Source organism: Limnohabitans sp. TEGF003, from assembly GCF_055395455.1.
In genome coordinates, this window is the sequence record NZ_AP029225.1 from 1,102,439 (window position 1) to 1,126,320 (window position 23,882).

General features: G+C 60.0%; 38 protein-coding genes. 15 read left to right on the top strand and 23 right to left on the bottom strand.

Annotated elements, in window-relative coordinates:
* Positions 1 to 21: 21 nt before the first annotated feature.
* The 20 genes from ACZ5RT_RS05435 to ACZ5RT_RS05530 all read right to left on the bottom strand — a co-directional run bounded on the left by ACZ5RT_RS05435 (position 22) and on the right by ACZ5RT_RS05530 (position 15,669).
* Complete coding sequence (locus tag ACZ5RT_RS05435) at positions 22 to 2,031, bottom strand: phage major capsid protein (RefSeq protein WP_464453775.1); 2,010 nt, start codon at positions 2,029 to 2,031, stop codon at positions 22 to 24.
* A 73-nt stretch (positions 2,032 to 2,104) separates the two neighbouring features.
* A complete protein-coding gene (locus tag ACZ5RT_RS05440) occupies positions 2,105 to 2,323 on the bottom strand; it encodes a hypothetical protein (protein WP_464453776.1) in 219 nt (72 codons plus the stop codon).
* Positions 2,320 to 4,812: a hypothetical protein gene (locus tag ACZ5RT_RS05445; RefSeq protein WP_464453777.1), complete on the bottom strand. Its 2,493-nt coding sequence runs from the start codon at positions 4,810 to 4,812 to the stop codon at positions 2,320 to 2,322. The genes ACZ5RT_RS05440 and ACZ5RT_RS05445 overlap by 4 nt, the downstream gene beginning before the upstream one ends.
* Complete coding sequence (locus tag ACZ5RT_RS05450; RefSeq protein WP_464453778.1) at positions 4,813 to 5,265, bottom strand: hypothetical protein; 453 nt, start codon at positions 5,263 to 5,265, stop codon at positions 4,813 to 4,815. It lies immediately after the preceding gene.
* Positions 5,266 to 5,268: 3 nt separating this feature from the next.
* Positions 5,269 to 5,559, bottom strand: coding sequence for a hypothetical protein (locus ACZ5RT_RS05455; protein WP_464453779.1), 291 nt, complete (start codon positions 5,557 to 5,559; stop codon positions 5,269 to 5,271).
* Complete coding sequence (locus ACZ5RT_RS05460; protein ID WP_464453780.1) at positions 5,552 to 5,869, bottom strand: hypothetical protein; 318 nt, start codon at positions 5,867 to 5,869, stop codon at positions 5,552 to 5,554. Before ACZ5RT_RS05460 ends, ACZ5RT_RS05455 begins: the two co-directional genes overlap by 8 nt.
* Positions 5,870 to 5,873: 4 nt before the next feature.
* Positions 5,874 to 6,248, bottom strand: a complete 375-nt coding sequence (locus ACZ5RT_RS05465; protein WP_464453781.1) for a hypothetical protein — start codon at positions 6,246 to 6,248, stop codon at positions 5,874 to 5,876.
* Positions 6,249 to 6,253: 5 nt separating this feature from the next.
* Entirely contained in the window at positions 6,254 to 8,155 is a 1,902-nt protein-coding gene (locus ACZ5RT_RS05470; RefSeq protein ID WP_464453782.1) for a phage portal protein, read from the bottom strand.
* Positions 8,152 to 8,721 carry a hypothetical protein gene (locus ACZ5RT_RS05475; RefSeq protein WP_464453783.1) on the bottom strand — a complete coding sequence of 190 codons (570 nt, stop codon included), beginning with the start codon at positions 8,719 to 8,721 and terminating at the stop codon, positions 8,152 to 8,154. The genes ACZ5RT_RS05470 and ACZ5RT_RS05475 overlap by 4 nt, the downstream gene beginning before the upstream one ends.
* A 74-nt stretch (positions 8,722 to 8,795) precedes the next feature.
* Complete coding sequence (locus tag ACZ5RT_RS05480; protein WP_464453784.1) at positions 8,796 to 8,987, bottom strand: hypothetical protein; 192 nt, start codon at positions 8,985 to 8,987, stop codon at positions 8,796 to 8,798.
* Positions 8,984 to 9,253: a hypothetical protein gene (locus ACZ5RT_RS05485; RefSeq protein ID WP_464453785.1), complete on the bottom strand. Its 270-nt coding sequence runs from the start codon at positions 9,251 to 9,253 to the stop codon at positions 8,984 to 8,986. The genes ACZ5RT_RS05480 and ACZ5RT_RS05485 overlap by 4 nt, the downstream gene beginning before the upstream one ends.
* A gap of 3 nt (positions 9,254 to 9,256) precedes the next feature.
* Complete coding sequence (locus ACZ5RT_RS05490) at positions 9,257 to 9,661, bottom strand: Mor transcription activator family protein (RefSeq protein WP_464453786.1); 405 nt, start codon at positions 9,659 to 9,661, stop codon at positions 9,257 to 9,259.
* On the bottom strand, positions 9,655 to 11,700 hold the full coding sequence (locus ACZ5RT_RS05495) for a phage terminase large subunit family protein (RefSeq protein WP_464453787.1): 2,046 nt from the start codon (positions 11,698 to 11,700) through the stop codon (positions 9,655 to 9,657). Before ACZ5RT_RS05495 ends, ACZ5RT_RS05490 begins: the two co-directional genes overlap by 7 nt.
* Positions 11,697 to 12,230, bottom strand: coding sequence for a hypothetical protein (locus ACZ5RT_RS05500; protein ID WP_464453788.1), 534 nt, complete (start codon positions 12,228 to 12,230; stop codon positions 11,697 to 11,699). Before ACZ5RT_RS05500 ends, ACZ5RT_RS05495 begins: the two co-directional genes overlap by 4 nt.
* 116 nt (positions 12,231 to 12,346) lie before the next feature.
* On the bottom strand, positions 12,347 to 12,913 hold the full coding sequence (locus ACZ5RT_RS05505; protein WP_464453789.1) for a phage tail protein: 567 nt from the start codon (positions 12,911 to 12,913) through the stop codon (positions 12,347 to 12,349).
* 4 nt (positions 12,914 to 12,917) lie between these two features.
* Positions 12,918 to 13,139 (bottom strand): hypothetical protein, encoded by a 222-nt coding sequence (locus ACZ5RT_RS05510; RefSeq protein WP_464453790.1) that lies wholly within the window; start codon positions 13,137 to 13,139, stop codon positions 12,918 to 12,920.
* Positions 13,140 to 13,312: 173 nt separating this feature from the next.
* Entirely contained in the window at positions 13,313 to 13,765 is a 453-nt protein-coding gene (locus tag ACZ5RT_RS05515; RefSeq protein ID WP_464453791.1) for a hypothetical protein, read from the bottom strand.
* Entirely contained in the window at positions 13,762 to 14,745 is a 984-nt protein-coding gene (locus tag ACZ5RT_RS05520; RefSeq protein ID WP_464453792.1) for a hypothetical protein, read from the bottom strand. Before ACZ5RT_RS05520 ends, ACZ5RT_RS05515 begins: the two co-directional genes overlap by 4 nt.
* 157 nt (positions 14,746 to 14,902) lie before the next feature.
* Positions 14,903 to 15,250, bottom strand: coding sequence for a hypothetical protein (locus ACZ5RT_RS05525; protein WP_464453793.1), 348 nt, complete (start codon positions 15,248 to 15,250; stop codon positions 14,903 to 14,905).
* Between the two features lie 218 nt (positions 15,251 to 15,468).
* Positions 15,469 to 15,669, bottom strand: coding sequence for a hypothetical protein (locus ACZ5RT_RS05530; protein ID WP_464453794.1), 201 nt, complete (start codon positions 15,667 to 15,669; stop codon positions 15,469 to 15,471).
* A 428-nt stretch (positions 15,670 to 16,097) separates the two neighbouring features.
* Between ACZ5RT_RS05530 and ACZ5RT_RS05535 the strand changes: the two genes are divergently transcribed.
* A complete protein-coding gene (locus ACZ5RT_RS05535) occupies positions 16,098 to 16,388 on the top strand; it encodes a hypothetical protein (RefSeq protein ID WP_464453795.1) in 291 nt (96 codons plus the stop codon).
* 110 nt (positions 16,389 to 16,498) lie between these two features.
* Here ACZ5RT_RS05535 and ACZ5RT_RS05540 read toward each other — a convergent pair whose 3' ends face one another.
* Positions 16,499 to 16,753 carry a YdaS family helix-turn-helix protein gene (locus tag ACZ5RT_RS05540; protein WP_464453796.1) on the bottom strand — a complete coding sequence of 85 codons (255 nt, stop codon included), beginning with the start codon at positions 16,751 to 16,753 and terminating at the stop codon, positions 16,499 to 16,501.
* Positions 16,754 to 16,838: 85 nt separating this feature from the next.
* Between ACZ5RT_RS05540 and ACZ5RT_RS05545 the strand changes: the two genes are divergently transcribed.
* Positions 16,839 to 17,240 carry a hypothetical protein gene (locus tag ACZ5RT_RS05545; RefSeq protein WP_464453797.1) on the top strand — a complete coding sequence of 134 codons (402 nt, stop codon included), beginning with the start codon at positions 16,839 to 16,841 and terminating at the stop codon, positions 17,238 to 17,240.
* A gap of 121 nt (positions 17,241 to 17,361) precedes the next feature.
* On the opposite strand, the gene ACZ5RT_RS05550 is transcribed toward ACZ5RT_RS05545, so the two are convergent.
* On the bottom strand, positions 17,362 to 17,925 hold the full coding sequence (locus ACZ5RT_RS05550; protein ID WP_464453798.1) for a hypothetical protein: 564 nt from the start codon (positions 17,923 to 17,925) through the stop codon (positions 17,362 to 17,364).
* A gap of 138 nt (positions 17,926 to 18,063) precedes the next feature.
* Between ACZ5RT_RS05550 and ACZ5RT_RS05555 the strand changes: the two genes are divergently transcribed.
* From ACZ5RT_RS05555 to ACZ5RT_RS05615, 13 genes are all read left to right on the top strand, one after another.
* Positions 18,064 to 18,231 carry a hypothetical protein gene (locus ACZ5RT_RS05555; protein ID WP_464453799.1) on the top strand — a complete coding sequence of 56 codons (168 nt, stop codon included), beginning with the start codon at positions 18,064 to 18,066 and terminating at the stop codon, positions 18,229 to 18,231.
* On the top strand, positions 18,228 to 18,701 hold the full coding sequence (locus ACZ5RT_RS05560) for a hypothetical protein (protein WP_464453800.1): 474 nt from the start codon (positions 18,228 to 18,230) through the stop codon (positions 18,699 to 18,701). The genes ACZ5RT_RS05555 and ACZ5RT_RS05560 overlap by 4 nt, the downstream gene beginning before the upstream one ends.
* The gene (locus tag ACZ5RT_RS05565) at positions 18,698 to 18,982 is read left to right on the top strand and encodes a hypothetical protein (RefSeq protein WP_464453801.1); all 285 of its coding nucleotides are present in this window, start codon (positions 18,698 to 18,700) and stop codon (positions 18,980 to 18,982) included. The genes ACZ5RT_RS05560 and ACZ5RT_RS05565 overlap by 4 nt, the downstream gene beginning before the upstream one ends.
* A complete protein-coding gene (locus ACZ5RT_RS05570) occupies positions 18,979 to 19,338 on the top strand; it encodes a hypothetical protein (protein WP_464453802.1) in 360 nt (119 codons plus the stop codon). Before ACZ5RT_RS05565 ends, ACZ5RT_RS05570 begins: the two co-directional genes overlap by 4 nt.
* Positions 19,335 to 19,874 (top strand): DUF7220 family protein, encoded by a 540-nt coding sequence (locus ACZ5RT_RS05575; RefSeq protein WP_464453803.1) that lies wholly within the window; start codon positions 19,335 to 19,337, stop codon positions 19,872 to 19,874. Before ACZ5RT_RS05570 ends, ACZ5RT_RS05575 begins: the two co-directional genes overlap by 4 nt.
* A complete protein-coding gene (locus tag ACZ5RT_RS05580; RefSeq protein ID WP_464453804.1) occupies positions 19,871 to 20,242 on the top strand; it encodes a hypothetical protein in 372 nt (123 codons plus the stop codon). The genes ACZ5RT_RS05575 and ACZ5RT_RS05580 overlap by 4 nt, the downstream gene beginning before the upstream one ends.
* 34 nt (positions 20,243 to 20,276) lie before the next feature.
* Positions 20,277 to 20,732 carry a hypothetical protein gene (locus tag ACZ5RT_RS05585; RefSeq protein WP_464453805.1) on the top strand — a complete coding sequence of 152 codons (456 nt, stop codon included), beginning with the start codon at positions 20,277 to 20,279 and terminating at the stop codon, positions 20,730 to 20,732.
* Positions 20,729 to 21,241, top strand: a complete 513-nt coding sequence (locus ACZ5RT_RS05590; RefSeq protein WP_464453806.1) for a hypothetical protein — start codon at positions 20,729 to 20,731, stop codon at positions 21,239 to 21,241. Before ACZ5RT_RS05585 ends, ACZ5RT_RS05590 begins: the two co-directional genes overlap by 4 nt.
* Positions 21,238 to 21,474, top strand: coding sequence for a hypothetical protein (locus ACZ5RT_RS05595; protein WP_464453807.1), 237 nt, complete (start codon positions 21,238 to 21,240; stop codon positions 21,472 to 21,474). The genes ACZ5RT_RS05590 and ACZ5RT_RS05595 overlap by 4 nt, the downstream gene beginning before the upstream one ends.
* Before the next feature lie 41 nt (positions 21,475 to 21,515).
* Complete coding sequence (locus tag ACZ5RT_RS05600; protein ID WP_464453808.1) at positions 21,516 to 21,710, top strand: hypothetical protein; 195 nt, start codon at positions 21,516 to 21,518, stop codon at positions 21,708 to 21,710.
* Positions 21,711 to 21,819: 109 nt separating this feature from the next.
* The gene (locus ACZ5RT_RS05605) at positions 21,820 to 22,362 is read left to right on the top strand and encodes a hypothetical protein (protein ID WP_464453809.1); all 543 of its coding nucleotides are present in this window, start codon (positions 21,820 to 21,822) and stop codon (positions 22,360 to 22,362) included.
* Complete coding sequence (locus ACZ5RT_RS05610; protein ID WP_464453810.1) at positions 22,359 to 22,583, top strand: helix-turn-helix transcriptional regulator; 225 nt, start codon at positions 22,359 to 22,361, stop codon at positions 22,581 to 22,583. The genes ACZ5RT_RS05605 and ACZ5RT_RS05610 overlap by 4 nt, the downstream gene beginning before the upstream one ends.
* Positions 22,580 to 22,855, top strand: coding sequence for a hypothetical protein (locus tag ACZ5RT_RS05615; RefSeq protein ID WP_464453811.1), 276 nt, complete (start codon positions 22,580 to 22,582; stop codon positions 22,853 to 22,855). The genes ACZ5RT_RS05610 and ACZ5RT_RS05615 overlap by 4 nt, the downstream gene beginning before the upstream one ends.
* Here the strand turns inward: ACZ5RT_RS05615 and ACZ5RT_RS05620 are convergent.
* Positions 22,852 to 23,862: a tyrosine-type recombinase/integrase gene (locus ACZ5RT_RS05620; protein WP_464453812.1), complete on the bottom strand. Its 1,011-nt coding sequence runs from the start codon at positions 23,860 to 23,862 to the stop codon at positions 22,852 to 22,854. The genes ACZ5RT_RS05615 and ACZ5RT_RS05620 overlap by 4 nt on opposite strands.
* Between the last annotated feature and the right edge of the window lie 20 nt (positions 23,863 to 23,882).

The following is a 23,882-nucleotide window of genomic DNA, read 5'->3' on the forward strand; positions in this document are numbered from 1 at the left end:
GGCTTTGCGGTTCGCCGTCTATCAGACGGTGATGGCGTCGACCATGCTGGCGAACGACTCGATGTTGCGCACAGCCACATCCACGTCCTGCAGGGCCACGACACGCACGGTGCCAGCGGTGGAGCCGGTGTAAGGGTCCACCATCAGGTCCAGGCTGCCCCACATGCCAATCATCAGGTCGGCCCAGTTGCCGAACAAGATGGCCGACAGGTTGGTGCCGGTGCCCTTGGTCAGGTTGGACGGCACAGCGTTGGTGATGGCGGTGCTGTAGCCGTTGAGCGGTGTGGTGCCGTTTTCAAAGATCGGCTGGCCGTTGGAAGTGGTGAACTTCTCTGTGCTCTTGAGCTTGCCGCGCACCTTGGCGTTGGTCAGGTAGCCCATGGTGCCCACATCGGCGTTGGCCGATGCAATGGCAGTCTCCAGCGCCACGATGTTGGCCCATGTGGGCGCAGCGCCGTTGGTGCCGCCCACCACTGCGGGTGTGGCCAACAGGGTCAACAGGCCCGATGGCTGGTTGCTGGCGCTAGAGCCGTTGATGGCGGCTTGCTGGATGGCCAGGCCCAACACGGTGGCCAGGTCGGTCTGCACCAAGCTCTCGACCGCGATGGAGCTTTGCAGCAACAGGCGGCGGCTGATGTCGGTGTAGCCGCCCACGGTCTTGGGGGTCATGGTCACCTGGCCAAAGGTCTGCTGGCTCTCTGTGGGCGCAGTGTTTTCAGCCACCCAGTAGGCCGTGGCGCTGCCGGTCTGCTTAGGGATCGCGACTTGGCCGACCAGGCCGGTCATCATGCGAGCGCCCAGGCCGTTGATGACCATGGCGTTGCGCAAAATGTCGATGAAGCTGCCAGACAGCAAGTCTGTGGCCACGGTGTTGCCGCCAGCGGTGGCAGTGCCCACCAACAGGTCGCGCTTTTGCACTTCGTTGGGGATGAACAGGCCACGGGCCGATTTGCCCATCACTTTGGCTTGTGCGTCAGAGCACTCGCGCTCAAAAGCGGCGGCGCGTTGGGCGGCGGCGTCCGTGGGGTTGGCTAGTGCGTTGATGGCACGCAGCATGCTGAACTGCTTGACCTCTTTCTCGCTCATGCCGATGTCGGCAGTGGGCACAGGCTTGGTGCTGATCGAGCGCAAGGCTTCGGCCTGGAACTGCTCGACCGTATGACCGGCTTGGATGGATTTCATGGCCAATTCGGCACCACCGGGGATGGTGGCGGCGATCTTGGTGATTTCGGCGGCGTGGTTACGCTCAGAGACTTCGACTGGTGCAGTCATTTTGGGTCCTTTGATGGATGGGGTGATAACGGTTGGGGTTTTGGTGCGCTCTGCGTCTGCAGCGGGCATGAGGCTGGTGCCTGTGGCGGCTTGGTCTTCGGGGTCGGTCTTGGGGTCTTCGTTGTCGTCGCCGACTTCGATTTCCACCTCCACCGTCACCTTGGCCCCACGCTGCTCTGGCACCGCACTGCGGCCCACGCCGACAGATGCGTCTGCTGGCACGCTGACCAGCGAAATTTCATAAGGCTCCCAGTCCGTCACGCGGTAGGTTTCCACACCGTCCTTTGTGCTTTCCAGAATGGCCTCATGGATCATGTAGCCGACGCTCACGTTGCGGCGGATGCCGTCGCGCACGTCTTGCCACACTTCCTCTGCTCGGACGCTTTTGCCAAAGCGCACCACGGCGCGGACAACCTTGTCCGTGCCGATTTCCACAGATTCAACAACGCCAATGACATCGCGGGTGTCATGGTCGCAAAGCAGGTTGGCACCGCTGCGCAGGCGGCCGGTGCGCATGCTGGCCGGGGTGCAGTCCAGCACCTCCACACCCCACCAGCGCTCATAAGGCGTCTCGCTGGCAAAGGCCAGGGTGGCGGTGCGGGCGTCTTCATTGATGGCCGCACGCTCCACCACCAGCGCACGGGCCAGCGGCTTGCCAGCGCCAGGCGAACCGGCTGGGCCGCCCAGGTTGATCTGGTCGCGCAAGGCGGCTGCAATGGCTGCGCCGATCTGCTTGGTTTGGGGTGCGTGGGTGGTCATGTGTGTGGCCTTTGCTCGTGATTAAATGCGGGGTGTTGTTCACTTGTTAAGACAAAGCGGTGAACATCGGCGATCAGGGGTGCAGCAGCGCCACCAGCTCAGCCTCGCGGCGGCGGCGCGTGCGGCGCAAGGGGGCGGGCGGCGGCATCCAGTGCCAGGGCGCGCCCGTGCGAAACGGGTGGCGGCGGCGCTTCTTGACGCCACCGGCGGAGGTGGCGTCTTCGCTCACCTTGCCCCAGGTGTTCTTCCAGGAATAGGCCCAGCTCTTGGCCCAGCTGCTGCGGCGGGTCATGGTGCAGGCCCCCACTCGGTGCCTTCTTCGCCCGTGCCAGTCACGGTCACGTTGTTGACCTGGACAATGTTGGCCTTGAGCGTGGCAGCCAAAATGTCGGCCACGATGGCCGCTTGCAGGCCCGCGCTTTCGGCCGTGGCCGGGCTGCCCAGGATAATCTGATAGCCAGCGGCGTTGCCGCGCACGCGATCATAGGCGGCAGCGCCAGTGTCCTGGTGCACCACCGGGCAGGTGATTTGCACGTGACCGTTGGAATTCGTGGTCAGGTACAGGCTGATCGGGTTGCCCGTGGGGATGCTGATGGTCTGCGACACAGCGTTGGCGCGAATCGGGTTAGACCACAGCCACACCAGAGCCGGGATGTGCATGATGCGCTGTGTTGCGCGGTACAACTCGGTGAAGTTGGCCGTGATTATCACGCCGCTTGTATTGGTGACAGACACCTGTGCAACGGAGGCGTCATACTGAAAAATGTCGGCCACAGCTTCGTTGTAGACCTTGAGCCACTGCGGTGTTTCGTCGCTGGCCTGCTGGAAACGCAAGCCTATTTCGAGCGAAAGCGTTGCCAAAGTGTCCAGCGTTGAACCGGCCCAATCGTAACCGGGTGCTCGTACCTGCACGTCATAGGTGCCATCAGACAGCAGGATCAGGGCTGTGTTACCAGTGCCGCTGATGTTGGTCCAAGTGCTGCCGCCTGTGGGTCGGTGGCGCAGGAACCATGTGATGCCAAAACTGTTTGGGTCAAGCCCGGTCACGGTCACGCGCAGGCCGTCGGCGTCGCGGTATGGGAAATCCACGCTGCCGCTCACGGTCACGCGGCCGGTTCCCGTCAAAGCGAGTTCTTTGAACTTGTTGTCTTTGACAAGCGCCACGCCTGTGGGCACCACCAAATTCCAGCCAGAATAGCCAGTCAGGCGGTCGCCAGAGCCGGTGTAGATCTGCGCGTCCTTTACCGGTGTCTCGAAAGCCGCAGCCGTGCCCTGATACTTGTAGGCTTTTGTGACGTCGTACAGCTCCGACAGCGTGGCGTTGGCCAGCGCTGTGATCGTCTGGGTAGCCGGGTCAATGCTGAACTTGCTGCCGATCATCGCAAGTGCGTCGGTGCGCGAAAGTGTGACGTTCGTGTCAGAAAACAGCGTCCATCCAACCGTTTTGCCCACGTTGCCAAGCAGGGTCTGACGAGTGATGGCCGAATTGAACTCATAACCGCCAAGGTACACATTAAAGTCAACGGACGCGCTGCCGTAGTTGCCGCGATAGTCCTGCTTCACTGTGTTAGTGGCAGAGGGGTTCCGCATCTGCACGTTGACGAGAATGTCACCCAAGGACAGCACACCACCAGAGGTGGACGTTGCTACATACACCTGATCGCTGGTGTATGCGGTTAGTTGGTTCTCGTTTGTACGTGCGCCGTTGTTACTATCCTTAACGTAACCCACCACATTACCCGCTGAAACGCCACCAGCGTCTGACACGTTAAATGTCAGAGTTTCACGGGTTTCAACCACACCGTAAGCTCCAGTGTTTAACTGAGAGACACGAGGTACTACGTCAGGGTTTTTGACAATGGAAAGCGTTGAATTCGCCCCGCTTAACTGGTTGATGTAGAAGTCGGCGGGCGCTTGGTTGTTCGCAAATACAAAGTTGTCATAGGACTGCGTTGCCGACAAACCAGCGGGTGTTTGAATTGCCCCGTTCTCCAGCGCGGCTGAGATCGCGCCGTATGTCTGGGTTGTCCAGAAAAACACTTGGTTGACACCGGCCAGCTTGATCTTCTCGTAGCGCATGTTTGCGGGTGGAAGAATTGTCCGAAGCTGGATTTGTGTGCCTGTGTTGTTGTTGAAGGCAACAGACGTGTCGCCCTTTTGGATGAATGACCCGTTCGTGATCGACCATGCACCCCCAAAGCGCACGATGCCGCCTTTCCAGTTGAAAGTGCCGCCCGTCTGCTGAATTGGGAAGTTTGACGCGATGCCGCCGGAATAAGTCAGCTCAAGGCCGCAGCCTTTTGAAAAGCTGGACTTGCCGTTGACAACAGTTTCAATGCCGTAGTTATAGGTGCCGCTTTCAAGGCGGATAGCCATCTGCAACCCTGACATGATCGTGTGCTGATCGGGGTCGTGGGTGAACGTGCCTTGAATACGAAGCTGGTTTGTACCCAAGTCGTAGATGCCTTTCAGGCGCGTGCCAGTGCCAGAGGTGCTGGTCGTGACGCCAGTCATGGCGCTTAGTCCAGAGGGGTCGGCGTCTGTTCCAGTCTGCGTGATGTACTGGCCCGTGATGGTCACGCCTGTGCCTGTGGCGCTGGCCGTTTGACTCATGGTCACGGTCGTACCGGCAATGGCCGTAATAATTGTGTCGGCCTTAACACCCGTGCCGTAAACGCACATTCCAGTGAACAACTGCGCCGTGTTGCTGACGTTCAGAATCTGGTTGTTGTTCAGCGTCAGGTTGCCGGTGACACTTACGGCTGTTCTTGCAAATGACATTTATTTTTTCTCCAAGCTGCTTACCACAGCGTGCAGCACCCCAGGGTGCATGCGCCACGCTTCTTTGTGGCCGATCACGGTGGCGCACACTTCAGAGCAAAACCACTTGGTCTCATGCTCGCGGCTGACAAACGGCAGCACAGAGCGCACGCAGCCCACCAGGTCGTAAGGGCGGCCACGGTTGTCAAAGACAAAGCTCCAAAACGCACCTTCGCTCACATGCGGCAGCGCGATCACGTCCCACTTGGCCGGGTCCAGCTGCATGCGCTTGATGCGCACACCGCCCTCGGTGCCCACGCTGCTCAGGCAGTCCACTTCGGCCTCAAACGGGTTTCCCAGGCAGATTTCGCTGTGGCTGTATTGGCTCTTGGTGAAAAACCGGATCGCCCGGTTCACCAGGCCATGCCAGCCGGGGCGGGTGCCTTTGTACGATGCGAGGTGCAAGACAGTCATGGGTCAGTCCTTTTTGCAGCGAATGTCGAGCCAGGGCTTCGATGAAAACCGGCTGGCCACCAGGGCGTACAGCAGGGCCACGCTGATGGCGAATGTCACGTCCAGCAGGTAGGGCGCATACGCGCCCATCAAGATGGCCACGGGCGCAAACATGCCGATGACGGCGGGCGCCATGACGATGAGTCGCACCCAGCAGGGGTGGTCCCCGGTCAAGTGGTGGGCGCAATACGCGCCTGTGATGGCCATGGCCAACATGGCGGCGATGAATGCGGCTTGGGTGGGGTTGTCAAACATGGGGAGCAGTCCTTATCAGCTTCAAACCGAGGCGAATCACACAAAAAATGATGATGGACAGGCCCACATCCTTGAGGACCCAAACCGGGAACCATTCGTCGATCGGGTAGACGTTGAACTTGAGGTAATGGTTGGTGCGCCCCACCTGGGCGATCAGGCCGATGGTGGACAGGTAGATGCCCACAGCCATGAGCCGCCCAAAGCCAATGGCCCGCAGCAGCTTCATCAGCGGTGCGTGCAGCACCACCATGGCAATGGCGGGCACCTCGATCAGCAAAACGAGTACAAGCCAGATCTTGATCTCGAGCATGAGGTCAGATCCCGATCTTGGCTTTGAACTTGCCCGACAGCGCCGAAAACAGCGCGGGCAGCTGGTTGCTCATAAAGCCGATGCCCATGGCGATGATGCTGGGGGTGTAAGGCGTGTTCAGCTGCGGGATGACGCTGACCACCATGTTCATGGCACCCCAGCTCAGCACCAGCGACACGGTGACGCCGATGACCACAAAGCCGATGCTTTGCAGCACAGACTGGTTTTTGGTGCTGGACAGTGCAATGAAGCACCCGGCCAAGGCGCTGATGACGACCAGCATGACGTCGGCAGCCACAGGGCCAAACGCGCCGATCAGCAGCGCAAGGAAGCCAACGCTGGCCGCGCCGGTGGTGGTGGTGGAAATGGGCTCTGGCATGGTGCTTACTCTCTGGTTTCAATGGTGTATTCGGTGACGGTGCTGACGATTTCGTCAGCGCTGTCGCGTTTGACGGTTTGCACCGCTTTGGTGGGGTGCTGCACGACCACTTGGGCGGGCGGCACGGTGGCTTCAAAGGCGACTTGTGGCGCGGCCACGTTGATGGTCTGGGCAGGCACGGTGACGTTGACGACCGGAGCGGCTTGCTCTGGCACGTTGATGACGATGGGCATTTCGTTGGCCACTTCTTTGATGTGTGCTTGCATGGTGCCCACCAGGCCGCGCATTTGGGCCTCGATGTCGGCAGTGGACAGTTGCACGGTGGTGGATCGGTTCATGCCGGTCAGGGCAGCCATGAGCTCGGCGTGTTGGCGTTGGGCCTGGGCGGCGCGGTCTTCGGCGTCCAGGCTGCGGCCACCGTTGGGCTGGGCAGGCTGTGCGCCTGCGTTGGCGGCGGTTTGTGCGCCGGGTGCGCCTTCGTAGGCGGTCAGAGACACGCCAAATTCGGCGGCCAGTGCTTGCGCTTGGCCGATGGCTTTGATGGTGTCTTCGTAGTCGTAGCCCATGCTGGCGCACAGGTCTTGCGGGGCCATCAGGCCTGCTTTGACGGCCAGCACCTTGGCGTTCATGTCGCTTTGTGGGTCCACCCATTCCCAGCGTCGGGCCTGCCATTCGTGGCGGGCAAATTTGGCGGCTTTGCTGGCGGGCAGGGCCGAGCCGTTGGGCATGGTGATGGCGCCCGACAGCAGAGCCATTTGCAGCCACTGGCGGTAGACCGGCTCCACAAAGCAGCCGATGAACCATTCTTGGTCTTTGGTCCAGCGGTCGCGCTCTTCAAGTGTGCCGCTGCGGATGCTGCTGAAGCTGACGCCTTCCAGGTCGTTGGCCAGCGAGTGGTAGGCCACACCCCAGCCTGTGGCGATGCGCTGCAGGCAGGTTTTGGCAAAGGGGCCAAAGACTTCGTTGGGGTATTTGCTTTCGTGCGGCTGAAAGCTCACGCCCTGGGGCAGCGTGTCGTAAATACCGGGCTGGCTGGGGCTGATCTGCTGGCCGTTGTCTTGCTGGCCGATGGGGGCCATGCCGTCTGGCGTGGTGAAAAACCCGTAATGGTTGGCCCCGTGTTCGGCAGCCAGCAGGGCTGACAGCATGAACCCGCCCAGGTGGTGCAGGCTCAGCATGCCGGGGGCCATCCAGGGGATGCCGCGCACTTGTTCGGCGCGGGTGACTTTGAAGCGGTGCAGCGTTTCGTCGGTGCTGACGCGCACGCGGCGGCGGCTGCTGCGTGCGCCGTCGCTGGGGTGGGCCTCAAACAGGTGCAGGGCCACGGGGCGGCGGTAGTCGTTCACCTCCACGCCCATGATGACTGTGTTGCCGTTGTGGCTGCCGTTAAAGGTGGTGTCGATGCGGTCCACATCGATGACTTGCAGCGCAAAATTGAAGCGGTTGCCCGCGTCTGCGCCTTTGACGATGCGTACCAAAAACTCGCCATCGCTGGGCAGGCTGCCCATGATGCTGCGGCACAGGTCGGGAAAGCTCATTTGGCCGGTGACGTCGGCGGCTTGGCTCCATTCGGCCCAGGCGGTTTCGATGGCGGCGTTGGCCATGCGGTCTGGCTTGCCGGGGCTGTCCTCCACCCGCGCTTGCAGGCGTACGCCCACGGGGCCGACCACGTTGTTTTGCACCATGTCGACAAACTTGGCGGCATAGTCGTTGTTGTGCACCAGCTCGCGGCCACGGCGGCGCAGCAGGTCCAGGTCGGTTTGCAGCTCTTGGTTGATGCTGTTGGCAGTGGCAAACCAGTCGGCGGTGAGCCGGTCCACACGGGCAGCAGCAAAGCGGCGCACTTGCTGGCCGCTGGTTTTGCGCGTGAGCCAGTTGGCGGCGCGTTGGAAGATGGTGGGTTTCATGCGCCGAATCTCACAAAAATGCGGCCCGGCACACCGCCTGGTCTGCCGGTGCCGTTGGCGGCTTGCTGGGCGGCTTCTTCGCGGGCCACTTCGCCTTTGAGCCGGTCGCGCAGTTGCAGCAGTTCGCCCATGCTGTAGTGCTTGAGCCTGCGGCCTGCGATTTCGTATTCCTGCACGTTGGTGCTGGCGGTTTTGAGCATGACGGCCTCAACAGCGTCGAGCATCACGCGGCTGGGGCTGCGGCTGTCGAGTTTGGTGACGGCATCAAACGATGGGGCGATGGTGATGCGGCCAGTGCTTACGGTGTAGACCTCGCCCGCGTTGGTGGCTTGCGCCCGCCAGTCGTAGGCGCCCGCGTGCCAGGCGGTGGTGGTGGTGGCCGCCACGTTGACCAGGTGGTCATCGCCTTGCGCAGCGCTGGTGATGACGATTTTGTGGTCAGCGTTTATGAGGGTGTAGACCAAGGCCCACCCGGCGCTGGCCGGGTAGTCGGCCAAGGTCTTGAGCCACTTGGCGGTGTCGCCAGCGACGATGCTGGCCGGTTCGGTAGTGGGGATGGTGGTCACGGTGGTTTCGGGTTGTTGCCCGAAATGTCACCGAGGTCATGTTCACTTGTTAAGACAAACGAGTGAACAGTTTTTTATTTTGGCGTTTGCCCGTGAAAGTAGCGCATGGGCAGGGGTGTCAATTTGTCGGCATTGACCCGCTTGACCTCGCTCAACCCCCAGCCGTCAGCAGTGAGCACACGCACCCGCACCAACCCCGTGCCGTTTTGCATGGCCAACACGCGTGCCTGGTGGAATTGGTAAAGGTGGCCTTGTTGGGCGGTCACGGCTTGGTCACGACCTTAAACATGCCAGGTGGTATGGTTTCGTCGATGACCACGGGCAAGCCTGCAATAAGCATGGGCGCAAGCGGTTTTGGCATAAGTTGCCACGCCGTCACTTCTTTTTGGAAGTCTTCCCAGGTGTCATCGTTGCCCCACCCGCCAACGCTCGATTTTCGAGACACCGCCGGCCAAACCTCTGAGCCATCGGTCACCCAATACCAAGCGCCCTCCACGCGTTCGCCATTCGACTGCCAATCGAAAGATTTCATGCCTCACCCCTTGCTGTTGATGATTTTCCAAATTGCCGTGCGGCTCAAACTATACCGCCGCTCCAGCAGGGCCATGCGCTCACCGGCTTGGTGGTCGCGCTGGATGGCGCGGTTGCGGGCGCTGCGTTCGCGGCGGGCGCTTTCGGTGGTGCCGGGTATGTAAACCCGGTCGCCCGCATATTCCCGGTGCTTTTGGTCGCTGATGGCCAGGGCCATGGCGGCCAGCTGGTCGCGGTGCTCGGCCAGGGCGGCGCAAAAGCTGGGGGCCATTTGCAACACGGCGTCGAGCACGTCATCGATCAGGTCATCGGGCGCGGGTGCGAACGTGGTGGCGGGCTCGGCAGCCAGCAGGTCTGGCGCGGGGGCGGCAACTTGGGTGGCGGCTGGGGCGGCGGCTTTTTTCACCATGTTCGGGCGGGTCCTTGTTGGCGCGATGGGCGGCGCATGAGTGGGCGGGCGGGCGGTGTCTGGATCGCGCTGGGCGTGGCGTCCAAACTTTCAAATTTATCTGGTGTTGGCGTGTTTGTGTCGGTGTTTGTGATCGGGGACGCAAACAAATCCCCGCTGCGGGGTTGCACGGCCTCTTCCAGCTTGTCCCACATGGCGGTGGTGTAGGTGTGCAGGCCCAGCGCGTGGGTCACAAAGATGGCGTAGACCGAGCAGTCGAGCACTTCGTTGCGTGCCCGCTTGGTGTTTACCCACTTGTATTCAATGCCCCGGCTGGTCTTTTGCGGCACGCGGCTTTCGGCGGTCAGCTGCACATAAAACTCGGGCGGTAGGTCTTTGCTGAAGTGCACGTAGCCGGGGCCGGGCTGGGTGACCATGAGGCGGCCATAAACCAGGTCTTTGGCGGTGTCGGTGCCCACGTACCACAGGCGCACACCGCGCTTGAGCACTTGGCCGCGCCAGTTCACGTCTTGGATGGTGGCTTTGCCCTTGACCATCTTGCTGGGCTGGGGATCCCCGCGCACGGCAAACACGCGCTGGCGTTCGCGCAGGCGGCAGTAGTTGTACGCCTGGTGCGTGAAGTGGCCGCCCGTGTCCACGGCCATGGCCTCGATCTTCATGCCTCGCCCGTTGGCGTGGGTGAAGATGGTTTCGCGGTAGGCGTCCAGCTTGTCCCATTCGCGTTCGTCGGCAGGGTTGGCCATGATGATGGTGTAGTCCACCGCCCACATTTCCTCGCCCCGGCCAATGGCCCAGGTGACGCACTCGAACCGGTTGTCTTGCACGTCGCACCCGGTCACCAGCACCAGGCCGCCATAGGGCACGGTGAATCGGCGGTAGGCTTCGGCGCGGCGGCTCAGGGCGTTTTCGTCGGCTTTTTCGAGCGTTTCTTCCCAGCACTCGCCCAGCGTTTCGTTGACAAAGCCTTCCAGCGGCCCCGTCTCGCCCGCCTTGGCTTTGGTGCTGGCCTCGATGAATTCTCGCACGATGTCTGACCATTCGCGCTGCGGGCTGTAGGCCGTCCAGATGTGGAAGGCCACGTGGCGCGGTGCGCTGCGCTTGGCCCCGGTGGCATCGCGCCAGACGGCGTCATGGCCGTAGCGGTAGTCGCCGCAGCTGCTGACCCAGCAGGCACCCTGCTCCCAAAGGCGCAGGTAGTCGGCCTGGGTGATGCTGGCCCGGCAGTGCGGGCACACGTGGCGCACTGTGGCCGGGTCGGCCCCGTCCCACTTAAAGCCGTGGTCCACCTTGCGGCCACCCCACAAAATGGGGTGCTCGGCATCGCAGTGCGGGCAGGTGATGTGGTAGGTCACGCGGGCGTCGGCGTGGTCTTCTCGGTATTCCACATGGCTCAGCCCGTGCACACGTGGCGTGCTGCCTGCAATCAGTTTGGGGAACGGTGCCCCCTCCAGCCGCCCACGCGCCAGGGTGATGGGGTCTGACGACTTCTCAACCTTTTGGTCAAAGCCATCAGCTTCGTCCAGCATGGCCACGGCCACCGTGATGCGTCGATAAGCCCGCGCCGCCTTGCCGCCCAAGATGTGCAGCACCGACCCCAAAAAGCTCTTGAGCTTCATGGTGTCTTCCTTGCCCGACAATAGCACCGGCTTGATCGCGTCCACATCGCGCAGCATCGGGTCGACCTCAGACTTCACAAACGAGTCACGGTCATCGTCGGTCGGCTGCCACAGCGCCTGCTTGCGGCGGCGGTGCACGGCGTTGTAAGCAATGAAGGCCAGCAGCGTCTTGGTGTACCCAACCCGCTTGGCCTTGCGCACCGTCACCTCCTCGATGTCGTCATTGCTGAAGGCATCCATCCACCCGCGCTGAAACGGATAAGCCTGCCACCGCCCCTGCGTGTGACTGGACTCGGCCGACAAGAAAAAGTTTTCTTCGGCCCACTTGCTCAGCGACTGCGGCACCACCGCCTGCAACGGCGACAGCCCCGATGTGATGGCAGCCAACACTGCCCGCAAGGTTTCGCTGGGGGCTTTGCTCATTCGTCGTCTCCAATCGGCTCGTCATCCACATCCTCAGCTGGCGCCAGCGACTTGGCCACCAGGTCGGCCGTGGCCCGCACCCACTCATTGCGGGCGTTGGCCAGCAGCGACATGACCTGATCACGCGCAGCCTCGGGCAAGTCGGGACAGGTTTTGCGCAGGGCGGCGGGCAGCTGGTCAAAGCGCTCCACCACCGACATGCTGGCCGTGGCCAACACCTCGGCCAGCAGCGCGATCGGGGCGAACTCGCCCCGCGCCACCGCGTTCTTGATCTCGATGCCGTGGCGCTGCTCACGCGCCAGCGCGGCCCGCTCTTGCACCAGGTCAAGCCCGCCCATTTCCTCAGACTGGCGACCAGCGGCCACCTCGCGCAGCCAGGCGCAGTACTGGCGCAGCTGCAGGGCCAGCGGCTGGCCACGCTCCACCACGCTATCACTCACCAGCTGGCTCACCCGCGCCTCGCTCACGCCGATCAATTCGGCCAGCTCAGCCTGAGAGCCCTGCCGATCCAATGACTCAGCGGCCCTCACTTAAGCCCCTTAGCAAAACCATGAAACAGTCGGATTTCGCGCTCGTTTCGACCCGTGGTGACTGGGCTTGGGGAGGACCCAACACGGGGGTGGTGGTGTGTGCGTGCATGCCCATGTCATCCAGCCCGGTTAAACTTTTCGGTGTAGTACTTCACCTCACGATCGAACAAGCTCGGGAACTTGTCGACCATGAAACGCTGCACCTTGGAGTTGATGCGCTTGGTGTTGAACATCTGCGCCACGTCAATCGTTTGAATGGCTTTGATCGGTAGGCGCTTGGGGCCGACGCGGATCATCACGGTTTTGCCATCGTTGATCATGAATGCGCCAGGGATAAGGTGGCGTGGCCCGTTGCGCTTGATCTTGATGCTGACGCCTTTCTTGGTTTGGCGTGCACCAAAGGCGGCCACGTTCAGTGATCGCCCACGCTTGGCTGGCGACTCCAATGACGCTTGCATGCGCACCTCGCCCTTGAACGAATTGGCTTTGTTGATGCGCAATGACTGGTTGATCTTGCTGGCCGTGATCATGAACTCCTGACGAATCTCACGGCTCATGGACGTTTTGGCTTGGGCAATGGTAGTGTTGAGCGCACGTGCCGTGGCCTGACGTGCAATGTCATCACGCAAGGTGTCGAGCTTCTTGATCACCTCAGGGAAATTGTGGCGAATGTCGATCCTCATGCCATCACCTCGCAGGCGTTGCGCTGTCCTGGTCCTTGATGGCCTGCAGGATGGCCGCCTTGGTGGGTGCACCGTGATGCCGCGCAATGCTGGCGAACATGGCCTGCTGCGCGTGCTTGAGTGGCCGCGCTGATCGGATCAAGCGGGCGCAGCATTGGGCGCAGGTCATGGTGTAAAGACCACTGAGCGGCTGTTGTTTGGAGTATTCGCAGGATGGGCATGTCATAGGTTCTCTTGTTCATGTAGTCCACTTGCCGCCAGTCGAGCGAATGCGTCCTGACTCGGACAGCCATGAAACGGTTTTGCGGGCGGCCCGGGCGGGCCATCCAGTGATGGCTATGATTTCAGCCATAGTTAGGGCGCCATGGGACAGCAGCTGGATCAGGGCGTAGGTGCGAGTCATACCGCCTCCATTCGTAGCGCTTCTCTGGCAAACCGCAGCGCAACAGGTCGCACCTGATCGCCGGACTGGTGACGGTCGATGATTCTCTTGGCCCAGTCTTTTGCACCGGGTACATCTTTCGCCCGGTTTTTAAGCTCAATGATCTTGGCGATTTCGACGGTCAGCTTTTGACCCGAAAGGGTTGGCGCGGGCAACTCTTGCCACTGTGGTAATGGGGCTTTGAGCGCAATGGCTCGAAACTCCAGCACCGTGGGTGGCTTTCCGGGTGTGAGGTTTTGCAGGGCATAGGCGATGGCCTCGGGGTGAGGCTCAAAGCCGCCCAGCTCATGCGCCCAGTCGGTCTTGACGTCGGCGAGGTTCAAGCCCTCCCAACGGCCCAAAAAGTCGCGGCCATAGACCAATGTCATTTTGGTAAAAATCATGTCCACCAGTGCGGTTTGCAGGCTCATTGCGTGATCTCCAGGCGTGGTGGGTGTTGGTTTTTGCGGGCAAGGTCAAGGAAGTATTCGGCTGCATGAGCCGGGTGAATGGGCTGCGCTGCGCCCGGGGCTGGACGGGCAAACATGGGCGCGGCCTCGGTCATTCGCTCCCGCATTGATCGCTGGTAGGTCGTCTCAGCGGCGGGCATCTCCCCCCGGTGCAGCTTGTCGGCCATGGCGGCGGCTTGCTCTCGGTCTCGCTTGACGATGCCAAGGGCGTAAGCAAACCCCTTACCTCCCTCGATGGCCTTGGCCGCAGCCCCTGTGAACTCGTCCAGAGTGGCCCCGGCGTCGATCAGGGCTTTTAGGGTTTGGTTTCCGGGATTCACATCTCCAACCCCTGCCCGCTTCATGGCCTTGCAGACATCGCCTGACGACAATTCGCACGCACTCGCGCAGTGTGTGCTTGATCTACTACTGTCTAATCCGGTTCCGGTTCCGGTTCCGGTAGCGTCAATCCCATGGGACTCCCATGTCCGTCCCATGTCTGTCCCATGGGACATTGGTGGGACAAATTCGGGTTTTGATGACTGCATGTTTGCATCGCGCAACTTCTCTTCGGCCTCTTTTCTGGCTCGGTATTCGGCTTTTCTGTTGCGCTCACCATTCTTTTGACCAAGCATGTTTTGCACACGGTTGACGATGGTGTCGTGATAGAGGCGGCCATCATCAGCAAGCCACCAGCCGCGCAAAAGCACCTCTTTTGATTTCTCAAACTGCTTGACCGACATGCCAAGACGAGCGCAAATCAGGCGCGGGTCAGATGGCATAGAGCCGCATGGGGTTTGCTGCCATGCTGTTGTCCACAACATGAACAACCACGGACGCTCATCAGCAGAGGCAAGCGCCCAAGTGTCAGACTGGGTGATCTGCTCCAGGTCGAGCTCAAATCGCCAGCCTTTCGCCTTTGTGTCGCCTGGATAAGGTGCTGGACGAATGGCTTCACTCATTACAGCACCTCGTTTTGAAAGTTAAACATGGGTCCATCCTTCGCTCTCCAAAAAATAGGCGTCCCGTGGCGCTGGGAGGCTCAGTTTTCAACCCGGTGATCAAGCCAGGTCTAGCCACGGGACAAAACATGTTCAAAGCCTTCGGGTATCTAAAGGCTCAAACAAAAGAGGCCTGCTTTTGGGCAGGGAAAACGGGGTGCACCATGCGGCCGGTGACCATGCAGGGGCGCGGCTCTGCGCGGCGGCGCAGCTGGCCGCCCGCAATCATGTTGCTCACGCGGGCACTCACGCGGCCCACATCGATGCGGGTGTTGTAGGTGCGCTCATAGGCGCGTTGAATCTCGGTCAGGCTCATGTCGCCTACCATGGGGGCGCAGCCGCCGATCACCACGTCCAGAATCTCCTGCTGCTGGCGGGCCAACTTCTTGGCGCCAATGGCGCGGAAAGAATCGGATTGGGTATCTAGCGAACTCACGCGCTCAGGCGTCATCACGGCATCGGTCATTTGGGGAACCTCACAATGTTGTTGATTCGTTTGCTGGTCACATACCGGGCCTGCAGCTGCTGGCTCACGGCGTGGGTGGCTGCCTGGTCAAGCGTCATGCCATGCGCCTGGGCGAATCGCGTGAGCGCTTCAATCTCAGCATCTGACAGGCAGACGCTGACGGTTATGGGTGGTGGCGGGGCGCTCATTGGCGTAACTTAAAAAGCGGCCAAGTGGGCTTAATGTGTGGCTCGCTTTGCCGCCTCTGTGTGCGCAGAATCACTGACGTGAGAGCGCAAGAACTCGATCATCAAATCACGCACCAGGACGGCGGGCTGTGTGCCATTCAGGTCAGCAATGGCCTCGATGGCGCGGCGCTCGGTGTCAGTCACCGACAGGTTGATGCGGTTGTTTCGGATGTGGCGTGGATCTGCGTACATGACAGGGACCCTTTCAAAAGAAGCGAGAAAACGAAATGACGGACACGGAACAGCTGACCGCCCGACTGGTAAAAACAGAGGCCAGAGTGCTGGCCCTGATGAATGCGGTGGCGGCCATACTCAAGCACCACCCCGCACGCGCCGATGTGCAAGCAAGCCTCGGGCAACTTGTAGAGCTGCACGAGTGCGCTTTGCTGCCAAAAACACAGCCGGACGCTGTGGCAGGCGCGATTCGGTTGACAGTCGGCCAAGTGCTGCAGCTGTCAAACATTGAGACTGGTCCCGCAGACGGGCCAGTGCAAACACGGAAGACAAAGTGGGGTTGATCAAGTCCATGTCAGCCCCTCACCAAGCCAGAAAAGGCGGGCGCGTCCAGTTGGGCACAATTGAGATTCTCAATTCCAAACTGAACACAAAAGGACGCGCCCATGGAAAACAGGGAAGTTGCAGAACTCAAGATGCAAGTCATGATTCTGGAAAGCCTGGTGGCAAGCATGTTTGCGGCGCAACAGCGCGGCACATCCGTGAATACAGACTCTCTGAGGATGGAGATTTCTTCAAAAATCATGGGCATTACTCAGGCCTATTACCAGACGGACCAGACGGCAAGTCAGGCGAATTCGGAGGCAGAGGCCCTGGCCCTTTGGGTGGAGGTAACGGGCACCCATCACATCGACCGCATGTTCGACCTGATTCGGGCATGTCTACAAAGAGATTAGTAGAACCGCTGGCAATACCTTCAGCAAGCGAGTCCTGGATGCGCTTGAGCAACATGCCCAACACATCGGGCTTTCGGGCCTGCGCCTTGCGCACACGGCGAGATACACGCTTAGGCATTGGCCACCCCCTGCCCAGCGGCTTGTTGATCGGCCAGCTCGGGCCAGATGCGCTGCCAGTCGTTGGGGCGCAGGTCTTTGCGGGTGACTTCGCCTTTGGTAATTTGCTCAATCGCAACAGCTGCTTTGATGCTCGGCGACTTGAGGCCCGAAACCCATTGGCAAACATTTGTGGCGGGTACGCCAAGCTGCAGCGCAAGCACTGCCTGCCTTCCGCGTACCTGTTGAGTCCAGTCTTTTAGGTTCATGACCAAGACTTTACCTCAAGGTATTGATAAAAGCAATACCCAAAGATCATTTACTTGCAGGTAACAACCTGCTGCAATCAAAAAAATGGATAAGTACGAATTTAGACGCACAAAACTGCTGGAGCTCATCAACAAGATGGGCAGGGGTGGTCGTGTGCGTGTGTCTGAAGCGATCGGTAAATCACCCGACTACATTTCGCGCATGCTTTATCCGAAAGACAAGGCGGGCCACAAAGGAATTGGCGAGGATTCCGTCGAGCTGATTGAACGAGCATTTCCGGGCTGGCTTGGAAATATTGAGACCAGCTTTTTAGAAGCCCGAGAGAGCAACGGAGAGTACAAAGTTTTTCGCAATGACTGGCCCTTTAAGACAATCACGCATAGCGAGTGGAACGCCATTCCCGAGCCTGTCCGGGAAATGTTGGAGCGCCAAATCAAAGCTGTGTTACCTTTGCAGGAAACGAATGTCAAGTTGGCCGCAGCGTAGCCAAAATTTTACAATTTCAAGACTATTCAAAACGAAAAAAAATTTAATCAGCCTATAAGGTATTATTTTTGGTATTAGTTATTGCATTATTTAACATAGCGACAAAAATTTAGCCTACTTGCTAGATGTCTTTTTTGCCTTGCTCGCTTTTTTGCTTCATTCGCTCAAAGACTTTTTTTGCGGTGACATCAAGCGCACCCCTGTTTTTGTCGGATGAATATCGCCTGATCGAAAGGACGGATGTGTCATCCTCCACTATGCACGTCTCTTGCTGAAACTGCGCCCCAAATCCATTAACCAGCACCGACTCTGAACAGACTGCAGAAGGGTACTTCTCTTTAACTGCCGCCTTGATTTGACTGAATTGCAACGAAGCAAACGAAAAACGCCAGTACTCTAGCCCGCCATTGTCATCGAATCTAATTGAAAGCGGCTTTGCGCCAACCTCAGAATAACATCTGTCCATACATATCGAACGCAACCCTGGCGCCATAACATACCTGATGTGATAGCCACGCACGCCAGCAATTGTGAATTCGTCAAAGTTGGAAAATTTTTGCGCTATCTCTATCTCAGACATCCCAATTTTTAAGCCTTTGATTTCGACCGTGATTGGCTCAGCGCCAACCACCAAAAAAGAGGCCGCCGTTAGCGCCATTGAGGCAAAAATTGCTTTTAATTTCATCGAGTCTCCTGCTTGTAGGGCTTTAATTATCCATAAGTATACGTTTGCAATCGTTCGCCCGTCTAAAAAAATTACCCGAGGGTATTGACAAAAGTTTCCCTTGGGGTAAAGATAGACCTCACCAACAACGGAGGGGTCATGCAAACCACATCAACACCCATCGGCATCAAGTGCCGCATCACCATCAAGACCGCAGCGGGCACGCGCAGCTACAGCGGCATTTTTCCAAGCACCTTTGACGCCACCATTGATGCGATGGACCAGCTGGGCGAGGCCGGGGGCAAGATCAGCGTGGTGGCGGCATGAAAGTCACACCTTACGCCCCTGCAGGCACTTACGTGCTGACAGCCGAAACCCCTGTCGACGTGGATTTTTTGAGCGACTTGGATTTCCGCAGAACAGCCAAGGCCATGGGCATGAGCATCAAAGCGCCATGCAACGACGGCACCTTTGAGGTGGTGAGCATGCAGCTGTCAACAGTTCCGGCTGATGATTTGCTGCAAACCATTTTGAAGCTGGACCGCTTGCTGCGGGGTCAGCCGCATGGTCAGGGCCATGTCGGAGCCGATGCCGTTGGTCCAAACGCGCAAGAACATGCAGTGGCCATCATCAAAAAGCTCAACGTCGTGCTGGACGCCCTCGGTGCGGTTGTCAGCGAGGGTGAGCCCTTGCAGGTGGTGATTGAAACCCATATTGCCTCTCCTGGTGCCGAAAAAGCCATTATCGACACCGTGCAGCGCTTGGCCACCGACGACACGGAAGGCGGTGCCGCATGACCTGCGACACCTACTGCTGCAACCATGGATGCAATCAGGGCCGCTCATGCCCCGCACGCCGCGCACCCATCACCCGCGTGGATCTGTCTCGCGTGCAGCTGGATGGCACACAGCCCGCACGCCGCGCACCGAGCGCAGCGGCGCACTTGGTAAAGCGCTTGGCGCAGTGGCTGGGCGCAGCGGCTGTGGTGGCCATTTGGATGCTGGCTTGCGCCGCCACCGACCAGGACGCGCGGCGCACTGCCCCAACCCACCAACCGACGCAATGGGAGGCCGCATGATCACCATCAACGGCCCCATGACCCTGTGCGACAGCGTCAGCCTGGCCATGACGTCGGGCGGCACTGCGCAGCTGACGTTGAGCGCCACGGTGCCCAGCCCCACCAGCCCCAACGGCGTGATGTACCTGCTGGTCTGGACGGGTGACCGCGCTGCCTGCTTTTTTCAGGACCATGCGCACGTTCTCAAGCTGGGTGTGGGCCTGTCGGTCATCGCCACCGACCCCCGGCCCATGATCGACCGGGGCGGCCTTTGCCTCATGTGCACCGTGGTGGATATCCAAATCACCAAGCCGGGCGAACGCTCTGTCACCAACAGCAAGCCCGTCACGCGATGGGTCGACATGGAGCTTGCATGATGGCCCTGAAGCTCAAGCGCTACGGCGTCATCAAGATCACCCGCTGCAGCGACGCGCAGCTGTGGTACGCCAAGCTGGTCGGCCAGTACGTGCCCAACCTGGGCTTCAGCCCGCGCGACGGTTACCGCAGCCGCGAGGCCACGGGCTTCACCAACTTTGTGCGCGAGTGCGATGCGGTGCCCATGACAGTGCTGGTCAGCAACCACCAGCAGGGCCAGTGGCCCTACATCAGGCCCATGGGCTTCACCGAGCTGTGCCAGCACGCGCCCAGCCCGATCGGCACCCCCAAAGCCGCCAAGGCAGCGCCCGCCAACGGCCAAAGCCATGCGCACAGCTGGGCCGAGTCGGCCACAAACATCGCCATCGGTTTTGGCGTGAGCGTGGTCATCACCGCCGTGGCGCTGCCCGCATACGGCCACCACGTCACGCTGGCCGACAACCTGCAAATTACCGCCATCTTTACGGCGGCCAGCCTGCTGCGCAGCTATGCACTGCGCCGATTTTTTAACCGCATCACCACCAGGGAGTCCGCATGAACATCGCACACGCCACCAACAAACTGGGCGTTGTCAAAGCCAACATCTTGCACCACCTGCAACGCAACGGGCGCAGCAAAGTGCTCGACATGGAAATGCTCATGAGCCGGGGCAACCTGCGGGCCGCAGTGTCCAGCCTGGTCGGCCAGGGCTACGTCACCAGGGTCAAAGACTTGGCATTTGAAGGCGTTGCCATCACCAACGCAGGCCGCGCCGCCATCGGCGTGGAAGTGCCGGACACACCATCAGGCCGACCACCCCGCATCTGCAACGCATCGATGACCGCGCCCCTGCAATACGAAGCCCACACCACCATGGGCCGGGTGGGTCTGGCGCGGTTTGGGGCGGCCGGGCGGGTTACCGCTTAAAGACAAAACAAGGTCAACACCATGGAGCTGTTCAATGAACTTATCAATTTTTTCGCGGGCGCAGCGCTCGGACTCATCGCAGGCCACTGGCTCTGCAAACGCACGGACGTTCCACTCGCAAGAGAGCAAGGACGACTTGACGGGATCAATGAAATTTGGCCCCACCTGGTCAGCGCATGGCTCGACAACATACGAGCTGGTCGCGTCACAGCTGCCGGAAGTCAAGCGCATGGTGGTGCTGACAGCGACCAAAAAGCTATTCACTGAACGGTATTTTTCGATCAGCAAACTGCGTGAAATTGCCCAAATTTTGGGCGCACCAGAAAAGGGCAGGCCGTGGCAGCTGCTGCAGCCTTTGCACTGCGTCGACTATGACGACATGCAGCCAGAGCTGCGAGAAGCCATCCCCCGCCTGGTCAACGAATGCCTGACCAGCCACATTCAAGCTGCACACGATACGTGCATTGCACTCAAGGGAGTTGAGATATGAACCGCTCACAACGCCGAGCCAGCCAATTCAAACGCGGCCAACGCTGGGACCGCAATGCCGTGCTGTCGCAACCCGCCGCTGCGCTGAACCGCATACGCCTGGCGCAACCCTACACGCCAGACGATGCAGCCCGCCTGAGCGTGGACGCCCGACTGGCCTGGCACAAACTGACCAACGGCCTGGGCACCATGAGCGACTTTGACGTGCTGGCCGGGATGATCAACACCACCTACGTCATTGCCATGGACAGCGATGCCGACGAAATCGTGCAAGACATCTTCGACCGCGCCATGCTGTCGATGGCGGGCATTCGTGCCAGGTACGAACGGATCGGCAAATTCGGCGCAGACGCCCACGCGCTGGAACACGTGCCCGCCGTGCTGGACGCCATCGACCAGCTGCTGGCCAACATCACCCCCCTGCAAGCCGTGGACGCCCTGCAGCGCAGCATGAAGCTGGTGGAGCGCGGCCATGTGATCGTGCCCGCTTGCTTTGGGGAGGCGGCATGAGCAACGCACAAATGACGCCGTGGTTCCCGGCAAGCGTGAAGCCAGTGCGCACTGGTGTTTATGAGGTTCAACTTGCACGCGGACCTGTTTTCAATACTTTTGCCTTTTGGACTGGTGATCGATGGGGAGCCATGTCATCCGTGCCGGAAATGGCCTCGACGCAAAAATATGCGCTTGCCGACTGGTCAAGCCAAAACAAACGGTGGCGCGGCTTTACCGAGGAGCAGAAATGACCCAGCAAGCCTGCCAATGGCGCCAGACAAATGACCCATACATGCCCGACACCTGGGAGGCCGACTGCGGAGCCATGTGGACATTCACAGACGGCGGCCCCAAAGACAACCACATGCGGTTCTGCCCACAGTGCGGCAACCCGCTCCAACAAATTGACAACGCCATGAACCACAAAAGCAACCCCTACATCCCCGCCATCCACAACACTTCACGCATTGGAGTTGCACGCGCATGAAAAAGATCATCAAAACCATTTTGAAGCGCATGGCCTTTGCCATGCTTTCTTTTTTCGTCGTGCTGATGATGTGCGCGGCAGTTGTTGCAATTTTTAACGGATCGAAGCCATGAGCAAAGAAGCAATAGACGAACTCAAACGCATTCGGTCAATTCTGAGTGGAATAACTGGCCTTGAGGACGATGACCAAGAGTACATCGAAGACGCCCGAAAATCTGTTGATCGGATTATTGAAGCACTGGCAGAGCAGCCAGCACAGCAGGAGCCTTTGGAACTTTTGCCTGTGGTTGATGTTTGTATGCGTGCTGAGGCGCATGGAATCGACCCGCAAACAAAAGGCTTGTACGGCTTTTACGTTGATTGCATCAGCTCATCCACGCAGCCAGAACAGCACAGATCAACTGGTAAGCAGTCCTTACAAGTTGAGCATCCAGCATGGCCCGCTCCGCTGTTGCAGTCAAAGCAAAACTTTGAGCGCAATTTTGGCCAACACTGGCAGGCTGACTGGATTTACAGCGACCTTGCAGAATTGATTGATTCGCCGCCACCAGAACAGCCAGCCACCACCAAATGCTGGAAATGTGGCGATGCTGACCCGGCCTTCACCGATGTGTGCCAAGTCCCCGCATGCGGCATGAGGGAGCAGCCATGACCGAAGCAGCAATGATGCAACGCATCGAACAACTGACCACGGCGGTGCAGTCGCTCACGGCCATGATGGGCACCCGGCTGTCGCGGCAGCAGCTTTGCGATCGGCTGGGCATCCACCGCAACACGCTGGCCCGGCGCATGACTGAGCCGGGGTTTCCGCTGCCTGGCAGCGATGGCAAGTGGTTGTTGAGTGAGGTGATTGAATGGGAGCGGGGGCGGTGAAGCCGCTTGATTTGGCCGCAATGGCGGCAAAGGCAATGGCCGAGCCGGGCGCACACGGTGTTTTGATCACCATCCCCAAAGGCTCAATGCCTCGCGGCTTTCCAAGGGGCGAGTTATTGAACGAATTTGAGCGGGGCGGTCGAATTGAGCGCACTTATCATTTTGATCCAGCGAAGGTTATCGCTTGGCTTATAAAAAATCAGCTTGTTGAAATGGAGCGCACCGGCGACAACGTGCTGTCCTTTCGGGAGCCAACTGCAAACACCAATTAACCAGCCATCCGCTTTGCAATGTCCGAGGCTGAGGCGTTGTAGTAGGTCAACGATCGAGTGGTTGACCGCCACCCAAAGACGCGACAAAGGTCCAGCACATGCAGCCGCTGCGCCAAGCGCGTGGCGGCTGTATGGCGACTGTCGTGGAATACAAACCCCGCCAACCCCGCCTTGTCCCGTGCCTGCCTGAAAAACGCATCGAGCGTTTGGGCTTTGATGCCCAGCAGGGTGTCGCCGCTCCAACCGTCGAGCATGTCCACCACCCGGCGCGTGGTGGGCGTCATGGGCACATCGCGCCGCCCGGTCTTGCCAGCGCGGATCTTGAGGTGATCGGCCATCACATCGGCGGGCGTCAGGCCGCAAAGCTCGCCCGCCCGCATGCCCGTTTGCAGGGCCAGCATGAAACACACCGCCGCTGCTTGCTTGACTGAGCGCACGCGCCGCCGCCCGTCGGCTTGACGCGCTGGCCAGCCCAGCGCCCGCAGCATGCCCCGCACCTCTGGCCCGGTGATCACGCGCTCTCGGTGCTCGGGCTGGGCGGGGCGGCGCACGTTTTTGGCGGGGTTGACATCGAGCCAGCCCCATTCGCGCCGCGCATGTTCAAGCACCGACGCCAGCAGCGTGAGGTCGCGCAGCACGGTGCCCCGCGTCACACGGTCCAGCCGGGAATCGCGCCACAGGGCCAAGTCACCCACCGTCAGGTCGATCAGCTTTTTGGTGACGGGCAGGGGCGCGTGGTCGGGCGACTCAAAGGCGGCGAGGCGAATCACCTCCCACCGCTCGCCCTTTTTGCTTGGGCTGACTTCTTCGGCATAGCGGCGCAGCGCATCGCGCAGGGTCTTGGTGCTGCCAGGGCTGGCGCCGCGCAAAGCCCGCAGCTCGGTCGACCGCTGAGCCGCCCAGGCGTTGGCTTGGGCCTTGGTGTCGAAGGTTCCGCTGTCACGCTGGCCAGCCACGGCGATCTGGATGGACCAGCGACCAGTGGCCGTTTTTTTGGGTGTCGCCATTTGGTGATTTTGATGGGGAT

Excerpts from the sequence above, each read along its gene's own strand:
- ACZ5RT_RS05510 (WP_464453790.1), bottom strand. The coding sequence starts at position 13,139 with ATGACATGCCCATCCTGCGAATACTCCAAACAACAGCCGCTCAGTGGT.
- ACZ5RT_RS05610 (WP_464453810.1), top strand. The coding sequence starts at position 22,359 with ATGACCGAAGCAGCAATGATGCAACGCATCGAACAACTGACCACGGCG.
- ACZ5RT_RS05470 (WP_464453782.1), bottom strand. The coding sequence starts at position 8,155 with ATGAAACCCACCATCTTCCAACGCGCCGCCAACTGGCTCACGCGCAAA.
- ACZ5RT_RS05525 (WP_464453793.1), bottom strand. The coding sequence starts at position 15,250 with ATGACCGATGCCGTGATGACGCCTGAGCGCGTGAGTTCGCTAGATACC.
- ACZ5RT_RS05460 (WP_464453780.1), bottom strand. The coding sequence starts at position 5,869 with ATGCTCGAGATCAAGATCTGGCTTGTACTCGTTTTGCTGATCGAGGTG.
- ACZ5RT_RS05490 (WP_464453786.1), bottom strand. The coding sequence starts at position 9,661 with ATGGTGAAAAAAGCCGCCGCCCCAGCCGCCACCCAAGTTGCCGCCCCC.
- ACZ5RT_RS05620 (WP_464453812.1), bottom strand. The coding sequence starts at position 23,862 with ATGGCGACACCCAAAAAAACGGCCACTGGTCGCTGGTCCATCCAGATC.
- ACZ5RT_RS05520 (WP_464453792.1), bottom strand. The coding sequence starts at position 14,745 with ATGAGTGAAGCCATTCGTCCAGCACCTTATCCAGGCGACACAAAGGCG.
- ACZ5RT_RS05555 (WP_464453799.1), top strand. The coding sequence starts at position 18,064 with ATGCAAACCACATCAACACCCATCGGCATCAAGTGCCGCATCACCATC.
- ACZ5RT_RS05565 (WP_464453801.1), top strand. The coding sequence starts at position 18,698 with ATGACCTGCGACACCTACTGCTGCAACCATGGATGCAATCAGGGCCGC.
- ACZ5RT_RS05595 (WP_464453807.1), top strand. The coding sequence starts at position 21,238 with ATGAGCAACGCACAAATGACGCCGTGGTTCCCGGCAAGCGTGAAGCCA.
- ACZ5RT_RS05575 (WP_464453803.1), top strand. The coding sequence starts at position 19,335 with ATGATGGCCCTGAAGCTCAAGCGCTACGGCGTCATCAAGATCACCCGC.
- ACZ5RT_RS05450 (WP_464453778.1), bottom strand. The coding sequence starts at position 5,265 with ATGACTGTCTTGCACCTCGCATCGTACAAAGGCACCCGCCCCGGCTGG.
- ACZ5RT_RS05455 (WP_464453779.1), bottom strand. The coding sequence starts at position 5,559 with ATGTTTGACAACCCCACCCAAGCCGCATTCATCGCCGCCATGTTGGCC.
- ACZ5RT_RS05530 (WP_464453794.1), bottom strand. The coding sequence starts at position 15,669 with ATGTACGCAGATCCACGCCACATCCGAAACAACCGCATCAACCTGTCG.
- ACZ5RT_RS05580 (WP_464453804.1), top strand. The coding sequence starts at position 19,871 with ATGAACATCGCACACGCCACCAACAAACTGGGCGTTGTCAAAGCCAAC.
- ACZ5RT_RS05605 (WP_464453809.1), top strand. The coding sequence starts at position 21,820 with ATGAGCAAAGAAGCAATAGACGAACTCAAACGCATTCGGTCAATTCTG.
- ACZ5RT_RS05600 (WP_464453808.1), top strand. The coding sequence starts at position 21,516 with ATGCCCGACACCTGGGAGGCCGACTGCGGAGCCATGTGGACATTCACA.
- ACZ5RT_RS05560 (WP_464453800.1), top strand. The coding sequence starts at position 18,228 with ATGAAAGTCACACCTTACGCCCCTGCAGGCACTTACGTGCTGACAGCC.
- ACZ5RT_RS05435 (WP_464453775.1), bottom strand. The coding sequence starts at position 2,031 with ATGACCACCCACGCACCCCAAACCAAGCAGATCGGCGCAGCCATTGCA.
- ACZ5RT_RS05515 (WP_464453791.1), bottom strand. The coding sequence starts at position 13,765 with ATGAGCCTGCAAACCGCACTGGTGGACATGATTTTTACCAAAATGACA.
- ACZ5RT_RS05550 (WP_464453798.1), bottom strand. The coding sequence starts at position 17,925 with ATGAAATTAAAAGCAATTTTTGCCTCAATGGCGCTAACGGCGGCCTCT.
- ACZ5RT_RS05485 (WP_464453785.1), bottom strand. The coding sequence starts at position 9,253 with ATGAAATCTTTCGATTGGCAGTCGAATGGCGAACGCGTGGAGGGCGCT.
- ACZ5RT_RS05505 (WP_464453789.1), bottom strand. The coding sequence starts at position 12,913 with ATGAGGATCGACATTCGCCACAATTTCCCTGAGGTGATCAAGAAGCTC.
- ACZ5RT_RS05535 (WP_464453795.1), top strand. The coding sequence starts at position 16,098 with ATGGAAAACAGGGAAGTTGCAGAACTCAAGATGCAAGTCATGATTCTG.
- ACZ5RT_RS05465 (WP_464453781.1), bottom strand. The coding sequence starts at position 6,248 with ATGCCAGAGCCCATTTCCACCACCACCACCGGCGCGGCCAGCGTTGGC.
- ACZ5RT_RS05495 (WP_464453787.1), bottom strand. The coding sequence starts at position 11,700 with ATGAGCAAAGCCCCCAGCGAAACCTTGCGGGCAGTGTTGGCTGCCATC.
- ACZ5RT_RS05590 (WP_464453806.1), top strand. The coding sequence starts at position 20,729 with ATGAACCGCTCACAACGCCGAGCCAGCCAATTCAAACGCGGCCAACGC.
- ACZ5RT_RS05540 (WP_464453796.1), bottom strand. The coding sequence starts at position 16,753 with ATGAACCTAAAAGACTGGACTCAACAGGTACGCGGAAGGCAGGCAGTG.
- ACZ5RT_RS05440 (WP_464453776.1), bottom strand. The coding sequence starts at position 2,323 with ATGACCCGCCGCAGCAGCTGGGCCAAGAGCTGGGCCTATTCCTGGAAG.
- ACZ5RT_RS05545 (WP_464453797.1), top strand. The coding sequence starts at position 16,839 with ATGGATAAGTACGAATTTAGACGCACAAAACTGCTGGAGCTCATCAAC.
- ACZ5RT_RS05445 (WP_464453777.1), bottom strand. The coding sequence starts at position 4,812 with ATGTCATTTGCAAGAACAGCCGTAAGTGTCACCGGCAACCTGACGCTG.
- ACZ5RT_RS05570 (WP_464453802.1), top strand. The coding sequence starts at position 18,979 with ATGATCACCATCAACGGCCCCATGACCCTGTGCGACAGCGTCAGCCTG.
- ACZ5RT_RS05585 (WP_464453805.1), top strand. The coding sequence starts at position 20,277 with ATGAACTTATCAATTTTTTCGCGGGCGCAGCGCTCGGACTCATCGCAG.